Consider the following 15,875-nt stretch of genomic DNA (forward strand, 5'->3'; position numbering starts at 1 on the left):
GTCAGTACGGGCCCGCGGCGATGCTCAAGGGCCGCTTGTTGTCACGCGTCGGGATGGCACGGACCATGTCATACGTCTCGGTGTCGACTATGACCACGGCGTGGGAGTGCTCCTCGCTGAGGTAGGCGAGGGCGCCTGCGTAGTCGAAGGCGATGGCGTGCGGGCTGCCGGGGCCGCCGGACCCGCCTACCGGGATGCGGCGCCGGATGGCGTGAGTGAGCGGATCGGCGATCAGGAGCCCCTCCTTGCCCTCGTAAGGCAGGCAGTACAGGGCGTCGCCACCACGGGAAAGGGCCAGTGCCGTGCAGCCGGGGAGCACGCCCTGGCGGACAACTGCCCCGTTGCGGACGTCGAAGGTGACGACGCCTTCCCGGCCGGCGGCGTGCAGATGGGTGCCATCAGGTGAGACGGCGGTTGTTCGCGCTTCGCCATGGGGTATGCGGAACGCCTGGCGCATGCGTCCCGCCTGGACGTCCACCTCGACGACCGCGCCCTGGTCGTCGAGGTCCACTCCGAGGTACACGAATCGGCCGTCGGGAGAGGCCACGGCCGGACCCATGCCGGCCCGGATGCTGGTGGCCTTCACATCAGCGCCGTCGGCTTGCGCGGTCAGCGCGTGGCGCAGGTCCTGGGGGCGTAGCTCGACGCGCTGGGTGCGTTGCGTGGTGCCGGCCCGGAAGGTGTCGAGATAGAGCTTGCCCTGCTCCCAGTTCTCCGTGGCCCCGTGCACGAGGGACCCCTCGGCGCTGAACGCGACTCCGCAGACCGGGGAATCACCGCCCCCGAACGGCAGGTCCGCGATGATCCGGCGCGTGGTGGTGTCCACGCATAGACGTTGCGTGTGGGTCCACACGTACAACAACCGCCCGTCCGGGCTCATCTGCAAGGCAGCGGCCGAATCGCTGTGCGGGTCGATGTCCAACGTCCGGACTACCTGGTCGCTGTCCAAGTCGATCACATCGATGTTGTCGCCCACCTGCACGTAGACGAACCCGGCAGCGAACGTCGGGATGAGCCCGGGCCAGGTGCTGTCGTCGACGGGCCGAGCGGCGGCCGTGACGGTGCGGGTGGCGAGCGTGCCCCGGGTGGAGGCGGTACCTCGGAAGAAGTGGAAGCCTCCTTGGGACGGGTGGCGTACGGCGGCGTCGATTCCTGCCGTGAACTGCGGCGCGTGCTGGGCGAGTCCGGGCCACATCCGCTCCAGCGGTGCCACGTCCTCCACCAGGTTCACGGCCCGCAGGTCGTAGTGGGCGCACCGGTTCCCCGCGAAGAGGTACACCTTCTGTCCCTCGCCGCTCGCCAGGGCCGCGTCGATCCGCTGCTGGAACGGCTGCGGCAGTCCGGGCAGCCGGGCGGCGATCGTGCTGACCTCGGCGACAGCCCCGGTTAATGGGTTCAGCCGCAGACACTGTGTGCCTCGGAAGACCAGCGTCCACGGGTCGTCGGTGACCAGCACCGCGTCGAAGCCGGCCCGGAACGCGGTGGGCAGTGCGGGCCAGAGACGCTCCAGCGGACGGGCGCCGTCCGCTATCCGGCCCGTCGTCCAGTCGAAACGGGCGGCCCGGCCGCCCTGGACGACGAAACCGGTTTCCTTGCCGTTTTCCGTGACGGTGAAGAAGGCGTCAACGGCGGACTGTGCGGCGGGCACAGGTGTCTCCTGGGGTGTGAGGAGGAGCGGGCTGGGTCGAGAAACCACTTGATCGCGGACGCGTGGCGCCTTGGCGGGGGCCGGGTCAGTAGCTGGTGTACGCGATGCTGAATGGCGCACCGTATTGAAAGTTGAACCAAATCGAGCGGGTTTTACGGTAAGTAGTGGTGTCGATGACCTCGAGCGAACGACTCTGCCGATCGCCGGTGGCGACGTAGGCGTACGTTCCGAAATGGCTGAACACGATGGCGCGCGGCGTGCGGCCCCCGACTGGAATGCGGCGGATCAGCCGGTGATCGGCGGGGTCGGCGACCAGGATCATCATCCTGTTCTCCTCAGCCGGCAGGCACCACAGTTCCCGCCCGTCGGGAGTGAGGGTCAGCTCGGTGCAGGGAGGCAGCGGGCTGCGAAGTGCGACCTCGCCGGTGTGCAGGTTGAGGAGGAGCGTCTCTTTCTCCGCGGCGACATGAGCGAAAGCCCCGTCGGGGGAGATGGCGAGGTCCTTGACCGAGCCTGCGTCGAGCAGCGGGAAGTCCTGCCTGATGGTTGAGTGCTCGTCCAGGTCCACCTCGAGCACGCCTGCGCTGGTGCCCACGTAGAGGAGTCGGTCGTCGGCTCCGAACGCCATCGAGGACCAGGAGGGCTGGACCGATGTTCCGGGCTCCGGGGGAGCGCCGGGGTTCTCCCGGGGCTCAGGGTCGGGCGCGCTGGTGGACTGCGCTTGGACGGGCTCCCATGTGGCGGTTCTGACCGTCTTCAGGACCCTGCGCTGGTGGTAGACGTGAGCAAGGCAACCGTTGTGACTGAAGATGAGAGGATGGCCGTCAAGGATCCCATAGGGTGTGTCGACAGGCTGTCCGGAGGCCAGGTCGAAGCATTGCCATCGACTGCCGTAGTCGTCTCTGGATCGTACGTGGAGAAAGCGGCCGTCGGGGCTGGTGTTCAGACGGCTGGGGCCGGACACGCCCAGGTCGAACTGGGTGACGTCGCCGGTCTCCAGATCGACGCTCTTGCAGTCATGATCTGGTCCGTCCGAGGTGACGAAGACCCGGCCCCGGGCGAACGCCGGAATCAGGCCCTGCCAGGTGGCATTGTCGACCGGCTTCGCCGGCTGGTCGACCGTACGCGAGGTGAGGACGCCTTCCGTGAACGCCCCCTCACGAAACAGGTAGAACCGTCCAGTCCCGGGGTCGAAGGTGGCCCCGTCGATGCCGTTCACGAAGTCCGGCGCCTTCTGCGCCAGTCCGCTCCAGGTGTCCGTGAGCGACTTGAGCTCCAACATGTCGGGCATCCGCAGGTCGTACAGTGCGCACCGCTCACCGCGGAAGAAATAGACCTCGTTGGCCCCGGGGCCCGGCAGGGCCGCATCAAGGCCGGTCGTGAAGGTGACCGGCAAGCCGGGGAAGCGTGCGCTGATGGTGGTTAGCTCGGCGATCTCGCCCGTGACGGGATGCAGCCGCAGACACTGCTCGCCGCGGAAGACCCACGTCCACGGGTTGTCCGCCTGAGGGGCCACCGTGGCGTCGAACCCGCTCGTGAACGCTTCGGGCAGCCGCGGCCAGCGCCGCGACAGCGGCGTCGCGTCGACGTCCAGCGCCTTCTTGGCGTTCCAGTCGTAGCGGACGACCTTGCCGCCCTGCGTGACATACCCGGTTCGTTTATCACCCTCGGCGATCGTGAAGAAGGCGTCGAACAGGTTCGTGGGCACCTCGGCAGCTCCCTTGAGACGTGACGGAGCCGAGCGGCTTGCCCTCGGGAGAAGCGATGAGGGTCGGCGGACTACGGAAATGCGCAACCGTAGAGGAATGATCAGCCGCTCGGCGGGGCTCAACGATAGGGCGGTAAGTCCCCGTGCAGTAGGTAGCGTTCAAGCCGCGAGATGGAAGGAAGGCCGGCCCCGCGGGGCGCGGTGAGCGCCTCTGGTCCTTAGTCCAACCTGCCTGGACTGCGTGGCCCGAGGCGCTTGCGGCCTCCGGGCACTTCGGCATTTCGGCTGGAATTGGCCCGGCACATAGAGACCGCCGAATCGGAATACTTGGCTCCTCTGCATGCAGGGATGTGGCAGCACTCACGGCAGCTGGTCGATCCGCCAACAGCCCTTCTCCCGCTGGGCGATGTCCCGAGTGCCTGGAACGCCATCGGTGCCGCGCGGGAGAGCTGATCGTGCCCGCCGGCGAACCGCGCCACGGCGACGGCAAAGCCGTGTCACGCCTCGTAGTGACGCTGCGTCGCCGGCGCGTGACCGAGGCGGCGCCGGAGTCGGGGCTTCGGGCGGTGGTGTCGCCGAATGGTCCGGCGGGGGTCGATGGGCCCGAACCGGTCGATTGATTCTGTAATGTACCCAGCGCAGAGTAGGCAAGCCGAGCCGACTCTTGGACTCCCTGAGGCTGCTTTCGCAACACAAACAGTGAGATCAAGGCCAGGCAAGTGGGTCCGAGTAGCATATAGGACAGCATCTCGTGGCCGGGGTCGTCCGCTGTCACTTGTGTCCTCCGCTAGGAATGGGCATTGCACTTGCGTTGCCGACGCGGGCATCGCCTGGGTGCGGGCCGGATTAGGAAAACGGTCTGCAATGCGCTGACGATGTTGGTGGCAGCGTCGGGGGAGTCGGAGTTCTCGCGCAGCTCCTGAAGCTTCGGTGTCGGCCGGTCAGCTTGCTCCGGCGATGCCGCGAGGTACAGGCGGAGTCGGCGGGCCCTCTCCTCCTGTGGATCCGGTGCAACAGCTCGAGGAGGGGCCGGAGAGCCCGGCTGAAGTGGCCTGGGCGAGGTGCTGCCTCCTTATCCCCGCCCAGCAAGCGGCCAGGCGCCGCCCACTACCAAGCCGAAGGACGTCAGCACCAAGCAGCTCAGGAACGCTATGGGCAGCCCGGCGAGGAGCCAGGACCAGGCCAGGTGATCGGGTCCTCAATGGTAGGCAGAGTTCCCGACGAAGACGTGAGTCCCTGTCGCGCGGTGCCTCAGGTGCAAAAGGTCCGGCGGTGGACAGTGGGAGGATCCTGAGACGACATGAGCTATTCCGCAGCATCGGTGTCGCAGTTGTCAACCCCTCTGTTTGACAAGTCGGTTGTCGTCGCAGGAAGTGTGACACCAGTCCGAGGCTCGGACCTTTGAACGCCCGTCATGCGAGGTGGGCGAGCTCAAGGAATCGACCCCATGCGGCGGGGACAGCTAGGCGCTGTCCGGCAGGTCGTGTGACTGGCCCATTGGTGGATCGGTCCGCTTGGCGTGGGACAGTGGGCGCCGGAGTCGCCGTGCGCCTCGGCGACGATAGGCGGATCGTCAACCGCTGACGGCGAACAGCGGACGGGCGTCGAAAGGAACAGAGGTCACCCGGTTGGGTGGCCTCTGGCGCGGGGCCATTCGCCCCTGTCATGCTCATAGCTCATAGTCCACTCCATGCCGGACAACTCCCCACATCTGTCGAAGGGTTTCCGCATGCGCACCAGATTCGCCGCTGTCACCGTCGCTCTCGCTGTCGGCCTCGGCGGCATCGCCCTGGCTCCCGCCGCAGGCGCCGCCCACCCGCGATCCGCATCGGCCACCGTCACGCGGGCCGTGAAGGCTCCCGGCTTCAACGCCGGCGGGACCTGGAGCATCTACCAGAGCAACCTGCTGATCGCCACGCTCACCGTGACCCAAGACGCCGGGGGGAACCTCACCGGCACTGCCGCCAAGAGCGGCAGCAGCGCAACGGGCACTATCGAGCAGGGCTTCGTTGACGGCAACTACATCTACTTCGTCATCCCCTGGTCCGATGGCACCAGGGGCCGCTACATCGGCTCCCTCGGCCCGGACCGCCACCTCAGCGGGGCCTCCACCGACCTGGCCCATCCCACCAGCCAGGCCACCTGGCGCACGGAGCAGACATTCTGAGCCCCCGCGCCGCGCCCCTCCCTGAACTGCACCGACAGCCGGCAGCATCTCATCACGAGCGGAGCGAGAGCCGGAGGGCGGCAACGACAACGCTGCCGTGACAGACATAGGCCCGCTTGTCAAAAGGGTCGCTACCGCCCGGAAGGTCTTGAGCTGCTTGACCGTCCGCTCGACTTCGTTCCTGCGGGCGTACCGTGACCGGTCGAAGCCCCGGGGCCGACCGCCCTGGCTGCCACGCCGTCGGCGGTTGGCCCGCTGGTCCCGGCGCTCGGGAATCGTGCGCCGGATTTGCCGTCGCCGCAGGTAACGGCGGTTTCGGCGCGAGCTGTACGCCTTGTCGCCGCACATGGAACCGGGCGCGTCCGCAGGTGTCCACCCGCCGGACGCGGGACACGGATACGGTCCAGCACCGGGATCAACTGCGGCGCGTCACCCCACTGTCCAGGCGTGACCACGATGGCCAGCGGAAGGCATCTGCCATCACTCGCCAGGTGAATTTTCGTCGTGAGACCGCCGCGTGAACGACCGAGCCCCTCGTCGGGACGGCCTGTACGACCGGACCCTCGCAACGTTGGCCCTCGCGGACATCCCGTACACCTGGGTCGAGCAGACCATCGACGGTGCGGGGCGGGCGGATCGTCGCCCCGTGGGGCGAAGAAATCTCCCGCCACAGCTTCGCCGTCCTCGACGTGCACGACGACCGGGCCACCGGGCGCTTCGTCGGCTACCCCGCCTTCATGCGCACCCGCACCCAGCTCCACCAAGGGGGATAGCAGCGCGACTTCTACCACCACTAGGACGACGGTGACCTCAGCCGCACCCACCGCCGACCGCACCTCCTGGGCCACCGCCGAGTACCTCCCCGGGCAGACCGAGTACGAGGTCGAGCAGTACGGACCCTGCCGCCTGTGGGATGAGGTCGAAGCCGCCTACCTGAAGTGGGTGGAGCACGGCCGCCCAGAACGCGACCGCGCCGGGCTCGCGGTGAACTGCGACGTCCTGAAGGTCCTCGCCCAGGGCGTGGCAGACCCCGGTCGCCGGCTGCGCCACGGCCCGCGCACCCGGGCGTACTACGAACGCCGCACCCGGGAGGGCAAAACCCGTCGCGAGACCATCCGATGCCTCAAGCGATCTGCTGCCCGCGAGGTCTTCAACCTGGTCAGGACGGTCTCTACCGCCTCCCCGTTGCAGGGGCGTCCGTGATCGTAGCTGAGAGGTGAGAAACCCCCTCCAGTCGGCTCCGGAGGGGGGTTTCTGCGTACAGGGACGGCCTGGGACGTCGTGTTCGGCTCGGATTCAGTACAGGCCGGTGGTGTGCTGCTGGTAGGTGTTGTGGAGGATGTCGTTGAGGAAGGTGCCGAACTTCGCCTCCAGTTCCAGGCCGGCTCCCGGTTCGTAGCGGAAGAGGCCGGGAACCACGGTCTCGTCGAGGCTGCTGTCGACGAACAGCGCGTACGAGAAGCGGTCGTGCTGGTCGGGACCGACCTTGCGCTGTTCGACCACGCGGTGGGCCACGGCCGCTACCGGGGTGGCCGTGTTCCGGGTGAGGATTTCCATAGCACAGCCGAAATTGACGATGAACTCACCCGGTGCCGGGTCGATCGGCCGCCACTCACCGCCACTGTCCACCTCTAGGCCGGGCTCGATGGAACGTAGGACGGTCACCCATCCGGAGTCCTTGTGGATATTGAGGCCGCGGGATTTCACCTCGGGCCGGAAGTGATTGAAGGTCAGGGTGTGCGTGCCTTGCCGGGTGAGGGCCTGGCCGGTTGCCCGGTCCCAGAGATTTGGGGGCAGGTCGAGGTAGCTGAGCACTCCGCGCAGGATGGCGAGAGCGAAGTCCCTCATGGTGGCAGCCTGTTGTGCAAGCTCCTGGGGGTAGATCGTGTCCCACCAGGCGCTTTCCAGGAAGAACTGCTCGGTCTGATCGGCCTCGCGTCGGAAGTAGCCCTGGTGTGGGGCCAGCTGTTCGGCCGTCCACTGTGTGAAGCCGCGGTAGGGGTCGTTGTCACCGCCGGGCCCGGTGGGCAGGTAGAAACTGCGGGCGAAGCGATCGCCGGCCGTCAGTTCCATACCTGGAGGCTGCTGGACGTAGAAGAACCCGTCCTTCAGCGCCCGTTCGACGCCGTTCTCCTGGTCAAAAACGAGTGTTCCGTCCTGCGGCCTGAGCCGTGCCTTCTGCCACGAGTGTCCGTTTACGTTGACCATGGCGGATCAGATGCGGGAGTGGAATGCGTAGCCGAGCTTCTTCGACTTCTCCACGGAGTAGTCCCGGAAGCCCTGATGCTCGCTGAGCACGCCGTTGGACCCGTACTGGTACAGCATCATGTCCATGCGTGGGCCCATGTAGACCGTGAACGACGAGCGGTCGCCGCCCGCCGTCGGGGCCGGGCGCGGCGGGACCCGGTGGAAGACCGCGCCGACCGGGCGGGGCAGGTGTGTAGTGAGGATTTCGGCGGCGTCGCCGAGGTTCACCACGAAGTGCCGCGGTGGCACTTCCACCGGCCGCCAGCGGTCGCCGTCCAGGATTTCGTAGCCCTGCTGGTCGGCGTAGATCATGGTGATGAATCCGCTGTCGGTGTGCTCGACGATGCCGTGGTCGCGGCTGAGGCCGGCCCGGTAGTGGTTGACGGTGGTGTAGCACCAGCCGGTCTCCTGGCGGGCGCCGCCGGTAACGGTGTCCCAGTCCTGCTCCGGTACGCCTGAGGCCACGAGGCAGCTGTTGAGGGCGCTGAGGGTGAGTTCACGCATCCGCCGGAGCAGCCCGACCACGTCCTCGGGGAAGTACTTGTCCCAGTGGATGCTTTCGATCTGCAGTTGTTCGACCTGGTCGGGCCGGTCTTCGTAGCCGAGCTTGGACGCGACGTGCCCCAGTGTCCGGTGCCCTCGGTATCGGTCGTCGGGGCCCCCGTCGGGGTCCAGGTAGAAATTGCGGCAGAGGCGGAGTCCCGGCTCGGCGTCGAGGTCATCGGGGACGGGGAGGAGGAAGGCACCCAGGCGGAGGGCCTGCTCCCAGTCGTCGGGGGCTATGAAGTCCACCGCGCCGGCGGTGAGCTGGGCAATGGGGAGGTTCAGGGGCGGACCCTGGATTGCAGGGGTGGTCGTCATGCGGGACCTTTCATATGGGTAAGGGGTGCATTGAGGCGGGGGTGGCCGGATCAGAGGCGGGAATCGTCGTCGTAGGTGCGGTTGACCTCCTGCATCGCGAACTCGGAGTGCGGCTGAAGGGGGCGCGGCACACCGTCCTCGTAGCGGTACACGGTGCTGTCGAGGGCGGAGTCGAGGAACGTCACGTAGGAGGTGCGGTGAGCCTGCCCGGGTGCGCGTTCGGTAGATACCACGCCGTGGACGTTGGCTCGTACGGGGCGTGGCAGGAGCTCGGTGAGCACTTCGAGCGAGCTGCCGAAATTGACGATGAAGTGGCCCGGCTCCGGATTGATCGCCCGGAGTGTGCCGTCGATGAGGGCGAGCAGTCCCGGGTCGGTCGAGCGCAGTACCGTCACCCATCCCGAGTCACGGTGGAACTTCGAGCCGCGCACCGCCTTTTCGGGCCGGAAATGGTTGAAGGCGAGCAGGTGGTGCCCGCGATAGTCGGTCAGTCCGCCGGTCACCGTTGCCCAGTCACGCTCGGGAAGGCCCAGGTGGGCGAGCACGCTGTGCAGCACCGTGACGCCGAGGCCGGTCATCTTGTGGCCGAGCTGAGCGACGCCGTCCGGCAGGAGCCCCCAGTTGGCCTGTTCGATGTAGAAGTTTTCCCACTGGTCGTGTTCGCGGTCGAAATAGCCCTGGTAGGTGCCGGGCACATCCGTGTCCCGGTAGCCGCGGAAGGACTCCAGAGGGCCGCCGTCCCCCTGGCGGGGCTCGTGGAAGTGGGCAGCGAAGTGGTCGCCGGCGGTGGTGTCGAGCTCCTCGGGGATGGCCACGAGGAAGAAGCCTTGGGCCAGTGCCCGGTCGAAGCCGCCGGGCCGGTCGAAGACGAGGCGCTCGCCGACGACTCGGGCGCGTTCCAGTTCGACGGGTGGGTAGGTCGTCGCGGCTTCGTGCTCGGTGGGCATGGCCGGGAGGATGACCGGTGCCCGGAGTGTCACGGAGTCGGGTCGCGGTGCGGTCACGAGGTCTCCTCCTTCGATGTCGCATGCGCCGTAGGTGCCGGATGCGCCGGGCCGGCGGACGGGGTCGGGGTGAGCAGGACCGTCCCAGGGCGTGCGGGGCGCGGCATGGACGAGTGGTCCTTGAGGCTCAGGTCGATGCCGTCCGCCGTGACCTCGTACTGTGCGTACAGCTCGGCAAGGAGCATGGATTGCATCCGCACGGAGAAGAGTCGCCCGGGGCACTTCCGAGGGTTTCGCTCGGAGTTGACCATGCTGAAGGAGTTGATCTCGTAACGGTTGCGGGAGAGGACCGACGACACCGTTTCGCGTCCGGACTTGAAGATCGCGCGGATGTTGTCGGGGTCGAAGCGCTCGGGAACCGGGAAGATCCGCGGGTCCTGGTTCGCCTGCCGGCGGTCGAGCCAGAGCATGGTGCCCGCCGGCACGGTCACCGCCCGCCCGCGGTGCTCCAGTGTGAACGGCCGGGTCGTACGCCGCCACAGCGCGGCCGGGTTGCTGCCGCCCAGCCGGACAGCCTCCAGGACCGCCAGGTCGATCAGCGAGGGCCCGGGGCCTTTGTGCCCACCGTCCTCGTGTGCCGCGGCGATGACGCTGCGCTTGTGCTCCGGTGAGGTCTCCAGGTACGCCAGTGCCCAGTGGAGGCTGAGGGCGGTGGTGTCGTAGGTCGCCACGATGATGGTGCCCAGTTCCTTGAGCTGGGCCGTGGTCAGGCGGGTGAAGCCTTCGGGCGAGATGGGAAGGCCCCAGACCGCGAAGTGCCGGCGGATCAAGTTGGTTTCGGGGGCGTGGGCCAGGGACTCGGCGTTGCTGTCGAGCAGGTCGCGGACGAAGGGGGCGACCATGTCGACCTCCCGCATTGCTTCCCGGTTGATCTTGCTGATCACGTCGGAGGCCAGCTCGAACAGGTCGCGCATCACCCGCCCGTAGCGTGGCGAGGAAAGATAGTCCGACAGTGGCTTCTGCGTGAGGTCGAGGACCCCGGGCAGAAAGCTGTCCACGTAAGTCACCAGCCCCAGCGCGAAGTCGTCGAGCGGCAATTCCCGCCCGGCCGTGCTGCGGAAGTACTCCGCCGCGTACTTTCTTACCGCGGGCTCCAGCCCGCCGATGAAGGCCGCGTTCCCCAGGGTGCGCTCCACCGCCGCACGCTTGACCGGGCGGCAGGGGTGGTCGTTGGGCTGGGAGCCGATGAAGTCACCGAACAACTCACGGTTGGCGTCGGTGGAGGGAGCCAGCGCGTCGTCGTCCGTCAGCGGAAGATTGGTGATCTGGTAGAGGGCGGTGCGCCGCCCCACACGGAATGTGCAGATTCCGCCGTTGGCTTCGGCGCGGGCACTGATGCCCGAGGTGCGGAAGTAGGCCGAGGCGCTCAGGCCGTGGACGACCGTCGCCCGGTGGAAGGCCTTGGCGTGCCCAGTGAACAAGCTCGGGCCGCGGTGGTGCGCGAAGGCTCCGGGAAACGGCGCCGCGATGTAGCGCGGCAGCCAGTAGCGGCCGAATGTGCGCAAGCCCCAGGCATGGAATCGTGCTTGGAGCGACTGGCGGCCGGTGGTGGGCGGCGCGTCGTTCCCGGCGCGCGATGGGACGGGACAGCGGGTCATGCGGTCGCTCCCGAGAGGCCGAAGTCCTCGTACTGGTCGGACCAGGTCTTCTCATTGAATTCGCGCAGGAACTCCTCGGAGCTACGGGATGCGGTCGCCCTGCCGTCCGCGTGCACTTGGTAGAGCAATCCATCGGAGGGCGGGTTGATGAAGGCGGCGAAGGAGAACCGGTCTGCGTTGCCGGAGGGAGCGCAGTGCTGCACCCGGTGCAGGATTGCCTGGACGGGGCTGGTCAGCGGCTGGGTGAGCAGTTCGAAGGCCGCGCCGAAGTTCACGACGAAGTAGCCGGGGACCGGGGCGACCGGGTTCCAGCCGTCGTCGACGCGGACCTCAAGGCCCTCCTGCTCGATGTAGAGGACGGTGACGAAGCCGGTGTCCTTGTGCGGGGCGCAGCCGAGTTGGGCGCGCTCGGGGCGGTAGTGGTTGGCGGCGAACCACTGGATTCCGCCGCCTCCGACGGCGTTGCCGGTGACGGTGGGCCACAGGTGGCCCGGGACGCCGAGGTGGGCGAGGACGGTGCGCAGGACATGGACGGCAAGGCCGTGCATGCGCTCGGTCATGGCCGTGACGTCGGGAGGAAGGTGCTGCCGGCGGGCCGGGCCGTCAATGAGGAGGTGTTCGGTCTGGAAGTGCTCCCGGTCGAAATAGATACCCTCCAGGTCGCAGAATCCACGGTAGGGCCGGGTTTCCTCAGTGCCATCCTGCAACGGCCGGTAGAATTGCCGGCAGAGTTCGATTCCCGGAGTGGGGTCGAGGTCCTGGGGGATTTTCAGTAGAAAGCATCCGTCGCGTAGTGCTCGCGGAAGGCCTTCGTCCCTTTCGAAGGTAATCCCTTCCGCAGTTGCCTGGGCTCGCTCAAGGGCCATGGGTCGTTGAGTCATGGGTTTCGCCCTCCTGGGTCCACGGTGCCTTCGTATATTTCGGAGTCGTTCTCGTCGATGAGTTCACGAGAGCCGCAGATGCGGTCCAGTCCCATACCCGGAAGGTAGCGGTAGATTCCCGTATCACATCCGGGCGCGCAGTTGCTGGAGCTGAAGTGCCCGAAAGTGGAGCGGTCCGTGGTCTGCCGCGTCACCCGGTGCATGATCGCTGCCACCGGAACAGCGCAGTGCGCGGTCAGGATCTCCATCGAAAGACCGAAGTTGATGATGAAGAAACCGGGATCGGGCACCACCGCTTCCCACCGGTCGGCGCGGCTGACTTCGAGCCCGGGCGCAGTGGCTCTCAGGAGCGTGAGGAACCCGTCGTCCTTATGCGAGTTGAGGCCGGTGGCGTCGTGGGAGGGCCGGTAGTGGTTGAAGGTGAGGTGATACGAACCGGCCGCCTCAGTGCAGCCACCGGTGGCCTGTTCCCAGTCCTTCTCGGGGATACCGACATAGCGGAGAACCGAGTGGATGACCTGGCGCGACAGATGGGTGAGCCCCTCGCCGAGTGTGGCGATCTCGCGGGGGTAGTAACGCTCCCAGAATCGCCTCTCCAGTAGGAACTGTTCGATCTGGTTGGTCCGTTGATGGAACCCGAGTAGTGCGTCACTGAAATGTTCCGAGGTCAGCTCCCGGTATCGCCCGTAGGGCGGGCAGGAAGCGCCCTGGTAGAACTGGGCGGAGAATGCGTCACCGGCCTGGATGTCCAGTTCCGGTGGAATGGCCAGGAGGAACAGTCCATCACCCAGGGCCCTTTGCCATGCCTGGTCGTCCCCCTCGAAGGCGAGAGAGCCGCCTTCGATGCGGGCGCGCTCCAGTGCAGCTGTGGAAGTCACCGGCTGAGTGTCGGTGCGCTTGCGGTAAACATCCTGGTAGATCCGGCCGCGCCGGATCTCGGGCACGTCAGCGGAGCGTGCTGCGGACACGGTCACCGTCCTTGGAGTTTAAGGGACACCACGATGAGCTCGCGTAGTTCTTTTGGCGCTCCCTCGTGCTCGCCGGCGGCGATTTCGGAGAGCGTGCTGAACGATCCTGGATAGAGCATGACTGGCAGGCCGCGTTCTTTGAGGCAGCAGAATATGGCGAACTCTTCGAGGAAGTAGTCCGAGGACATCTGGATGCGCCGTTCCAGTTCCGCCTGCGAGGCGCCGTTGGAGTGCTTGCTGTGGTAGCGGCGGCCGAATGACTCCACGGATGTACGGAAATCGGCGTCCTGACTGAAGTAGTCCCGCAGAGCCCGGTGATGGCTTTTATAGGCGTCCGAGGTCTGGACCTCGCTGCAGTTGACGAAGGTGAAGTCCGTCCGGTCCCGGAAATCATCGAAGATATGGGCCTGTTCGTCGATGAATTCACGCCCCAGGCGCAGCGCCTCGGTCAGGGCATCCGGTGGACACAGGTCGCGGGTGGATTCCAGGGTGATGCGATGAATGCTGTCACCGACGAGAACGGTACACCGTGGGAATCTCCGGGATATCCACTCGGCCATGCTGCGTACCTTGATCGGGCGGAAGTTGCTGTTCTCCAGGCTGATACCGAGGAAGCAGTTGCTGTGCTCTTCGAAGGAATGACGGTCGGAGGCCGGCGAGACAAACGCTGTCTCGGTTTTGTAGCGCCTTCTGCGCGAAGGCGGTGAAGTCGGCTTCGGAATGGTGAGAGGGGATGTCACTTCGGACGGCATGGCACCAACCAGATACGGGGGTGGGCAGGCGGCGGAAGCTGTATCGGGGACACGCTGTAGCGAGTCCCGCAACGTCCGTACGGACGCTCCTTGGGTGACTGGCGAAACCACCGTAGGGACGGCCGAGCGGCTCGATAAAGCAGGTTTTGAGTCAGTCGATCATGCGGCGGTTAAAGGTTCGCGCCGGGCCCCCGCCCGACCCCGCGTGCGCTGCCGAATCACCGGCTCTGAACGAAAGGCCGAGTGCCCGAAGTGGGTCGTATTCGCTCTGCCGCCGCCACGTGGTGGTGGCTGAATCCTTCCGTACGGTGGCGGGCCGTGACACCACGAAGTCTCTGGTGTACGGTGAAATCACCTCACTGAGCCGGGAGGCTGGCGATCGAGGCATTCACTGCCTGTGTCCACCTCCGCTGTCCGGCGCCTTGAGCGTCTGCGACGCTCCGAGCCTCGGTGAGTTTCCGCGCAGGCTCCGTGCACGGCTTGAAGCCCCATGTTCCTTCTTGGGCCAGCCCTCCTGAGCACAGCCCCTTCCGGCGCAAGCAATCCCCCAACCCCTTGCAACCAGAGACGTTCATGAGTTCATGAGATGACGCCGCCGCCTGGCGACGTGGCGGGAAGGGAATGCTGTGACTGTGTGGGAAGCCGAGGGACGAAGGGGAGCCCGCTGGGCGCTGGTCTCGGTCGCGTTGGGTGTCTTCTGTATCCAGCTCGACTCGTTCGCCTTGAACCTGGCCCTGCCGCACATCAAGGATGAACTCGGCGTATCCACGGGACAGCTGCAGTGGGCGGTCAGCGCGTACCTCCTGTCGTGCGGCACGCTCATGTTGGGCGCGGGCCGGATGAGCGACCTGTTCGGTCGGCGCCGCCTGCTGATTGCGGGACTGGCGCTGTTCGGGCTGGCGTCTCTGTGGTGCGCACTGGCGCCCTCGTTGCCGCTCCTGGTGGCGGCTCGTGTGGTTCAGGGCGCGGGTGGCGCGTTGATCATGCCCGCCGGACTGGCGCTCCTGACGAACGTCTTCCCGCCCGCCGTGCGGGGCCGGGCCACGGGGTGGGCGCTGGGCATCGGCGGACTGGCCACTGCCTGCGGTCCTTTCGTCGGCGGCGCCCTGACTCAAACGGTGTCGTGGCGGGCGGTGTTCTGGCTCAACGTGCCGCTGGGCGTGGTGGCTGCGCTCTGCGCCCGCCGGGCCCAGGAATCGCGGGACACCACGGCCTCCGGGCGGGTCGACTGGCCAGGGCTGACCACCGGGACCGCCGCCATCGCGGCCCTGGCCCTCTTCATCGACCGTGGCCCGGTGTGGGGCTGGGCATCCCCCGCCGGCCTCGGCGCGCTGTGCCTGGTGGCCCTGGCGCTGGCAGCCTTCGTACGCATCGAACTCCGCACGGCCGATCCGCTGATCGCCCCCGCACTGTTCCGCAACGGCGCCTTCGTGGCGCTGACCGCGGCAGGCGCTGTGGCCAACGCCGCGACCGTGGTGTTCCTCTTCGTCGTACCGCTGTCCCTCCAAGAGGGTCAGCAGCTGACGCCGTTAGCGGCCGGGGTGGCCTTCATGGCCCCCGCGGCCGCCATGGCTGCCGCCGGGCCCTTCGCGGGCCGGGTGACCAGCGCACGCGCCGTACCGGTGATGGCCACGAGTCTGGGAGTGGGCGCGGTGGTCCTGCTGGGCGCGGCGTTCGTCTCCGGACTGCCGCCGTATCTCGCTGCGGTCACCGCCGGCGGGGCGGCGCTGGGTGTCGGAAACGCCCTGACGCTGACCGCCACCCAGGGCGTCATCCGGCCCGAACGCGCAGGTGAGGCATCCGGCTTGACCAAGACGGTCATCACCGTTGCGGCCGGACTGGGCGTAGTCGCCGCAGGCCCCGCGACCGGCCCCGGCGGCACCGCGGCGACTGGATTTAACGGCCCTCTGGCCGTGGCAGGAGCCGGCTGCCTGGCGGCCTGCCTCCTGCTTGTCCTGTGGATGCGGGTCCGGCGCTGCCCGAGCACTCGGCGGCCGCCAGAGCCGGTGCGGTCGGCGACAGACAGGGCGGTGCGCTGACC

General features: G+C 67.2%; 13 protein-coding genes and 1 pseudogene. 4 read left to right on the plus strand and 10 right to left on the minus strand.

Annotation, left to right across the window (positions count from 1 at the left end):
* Position 1 precedes the first annotated feature (1 nt).
* Both PS271_RS29605 and PS271_RS29610 read right to left on the minus strand, forming a co-directional pair.
* The gene (locus PS271_RS29605) at positions 2–1,648 is read right to left on the minus strand and encodes a hypothetical protein (protein ID WP_398386129.1); all 1,647 of its coding nucleotides are present in this window, start codon (positions 1,646–1,648) and stop codon (positions 2–4) included.
* A gap of 85 nt (positions 1,649–1,733) precedes the next feature.
* Positions 1,734–3,356 carry a hypothetical protein gene (locus PS271_RS29610; protein ID WP_398386130.1) on the minus strand — a complete coding sequence of 541 codons (1,623 nt, stop codon included), beginning with the start codon at positions 3,354–3,356 and terminating at the stop codon, positions 1,734–1,736.
* A 1,729-nt stretch (positions 3,357–5,085) separates the two neighbouring features.
* Here PS271_RS29610 and PS271_RS29615 point away from each other — a divergent pair.
* Complete coding sequence (locus PS271_RS29615) at positions 5,086–5,523, plus strand: hypothetical protein (RefSeq protein WP_398386132.1); 438 nt, start codon at positions 5,086–5,088, stop codon at positions 5,521–5,523.
* Positions 5,524–5,575: 52 nt separating this feature from the next.
* Here the strand turns inward: PS271_RS29615 and PS271_RS29620 are convergent.
* A pseudogene (locus PS271_RS29620) lies at positions 5,576–6,074 on the minus strand (IS5 family transposase); the annotation flags it as partial.
* A 69-nt stretch (positions 6,075–6,143) separates the two neighbouring features.
* Here PS271_RS29620 and PS271_RS29625 point away from each other — a divergent pair.
* Positions 6,144–6,296 (plus strand): hypothetical protein, encoded by a 153-nt coding sequence (locus tag PS271_RS29625; protein ID WP_398386133.1) that lies wholly within the window; start codon positions 6,144–6,146, stop codon positions 6,294–6,296.
* Positions 6,297–6,327: 31 nt separating this feature from the next.
* Positions 6,328–6,726, plus strand: coding sequence for a hypothetical protein (locus PS271_RS29630; RefSeq protein ID WP_398386135.1), 399 nt, complete (start codon positions 6,328–6,330; stop codon positions 6,724–6,726).
* 93 nt (positions 6,727–6,819) lie between these two features.
* On the opposite strand, the gene PS271_RS29635 is transcribed toward PS271_RS29630, so the two are convergent.
* The 7 genes from PS271_RS29635 to PS271_RS29665 all read right to left on the minus strand — a co-directional run bounded on the left by PS271_RS29635 (position 6,820) and on the right by PS271_RS29665 (position 13,834).
* Entirely contained in the window at positions 6,820–7,731 is a 912-nt protein-coding gene (locus PS271_RS29635; RefSeq protein WP_398386136.1) for a 2OG-Fe(II) oxygenase family protein, read from the minus strand.
* 6 nt (positions 7,732–7,737) lie between these two features.
* Positions 7,738–8,631, minus strand: coding sequence for a 2OG-Fe(II) oxygenase family protein (locus PS271_RS29640; protein ID WP_398386138.1), 894 nt, complete (start codon positions 8,629–8,631; stop codon positions 7,738–7,740).
* Positions 8,632–8,681: 50 nt separating this feature from the next.
* Entirely contained in the window at positions 8,682–9,578 is an 897-nt protein-coding gene (locus tag PS271_RS29645) for a 2OG-Fe(II) oxygenase family protein (protein WP_398386139.1), read from the minus strand.
* Positions 9,579–9,631: 53 nt separating this feature from the next.
* Positions 9,632–11,140, minus strand: coding sequence for a cytochrome P450 (locus PS271_RS29650; protein ID WP_398386140.1), 1,509 nt, complete (start codon positions 11,138–11,140; stop codon positions 9,632–9,634).
* Between the two features lie 89 nt (positions 11,141–11,229).
* On the minus strand, positions 11,230–11,940 hold the full coding sequence (locus tag PS271_RS29655; protein ID WP_398386141.1) for a 2OG-Fe(II) oxygenase family protein: 711 nt from the start codon (positions 11,938–11,940) through the stop codon (positions 11,230–11,232).
* Positions 11,941–12,110: 170 nt separating this feature from the next.
* The gene (locus PS271_RS29660) at positions 12,111–13,082 is read right to left on the minus strand and encodes a 2OG-Fe(II) oxygenase family protein (RefSeq protein ID WP_398386142.1); all 972 of its coding nucleotides are present in this window, start codon (positions 13,080–13,082) and stop codon (positions 12,111–12,113) included.
* A 2-nt stretch (positions 13,083–13,084) separates the two neighbouring features.
* Complete coding sequence (locus PS271_RS29665) at positions 13,085–13,834, minus strand: tRNA-dependent cyclodipeptide synthase (protein WP_398386144.1); 750 nt, start codon at positions 13,832–13,834, stop codon at positions 13,085–13,087.
* A gap of 632 nt (positions 13,835–14,466) precedes the next feature.
* Here PS271_RS29665 and PS271_RS29670 point away from each other — a divergent pair.
* On the plus strand, positions 14,467–15,873 hold the full coding sequence (locus tag PS271_RS29670; RefSeq protein WP_398386146.1) for an MFS transporter: 1,407 nt from the start codon (positions 14,467–14,469) through the stop codon (positions 15,871–15,873).
* Positions 15,874–15,875 lie beyond the last annotated feature (2 nt).

The sequence above is a fragment of the Streptomyces sp. SCA2-17 genome, assembly GCF_044336695.1.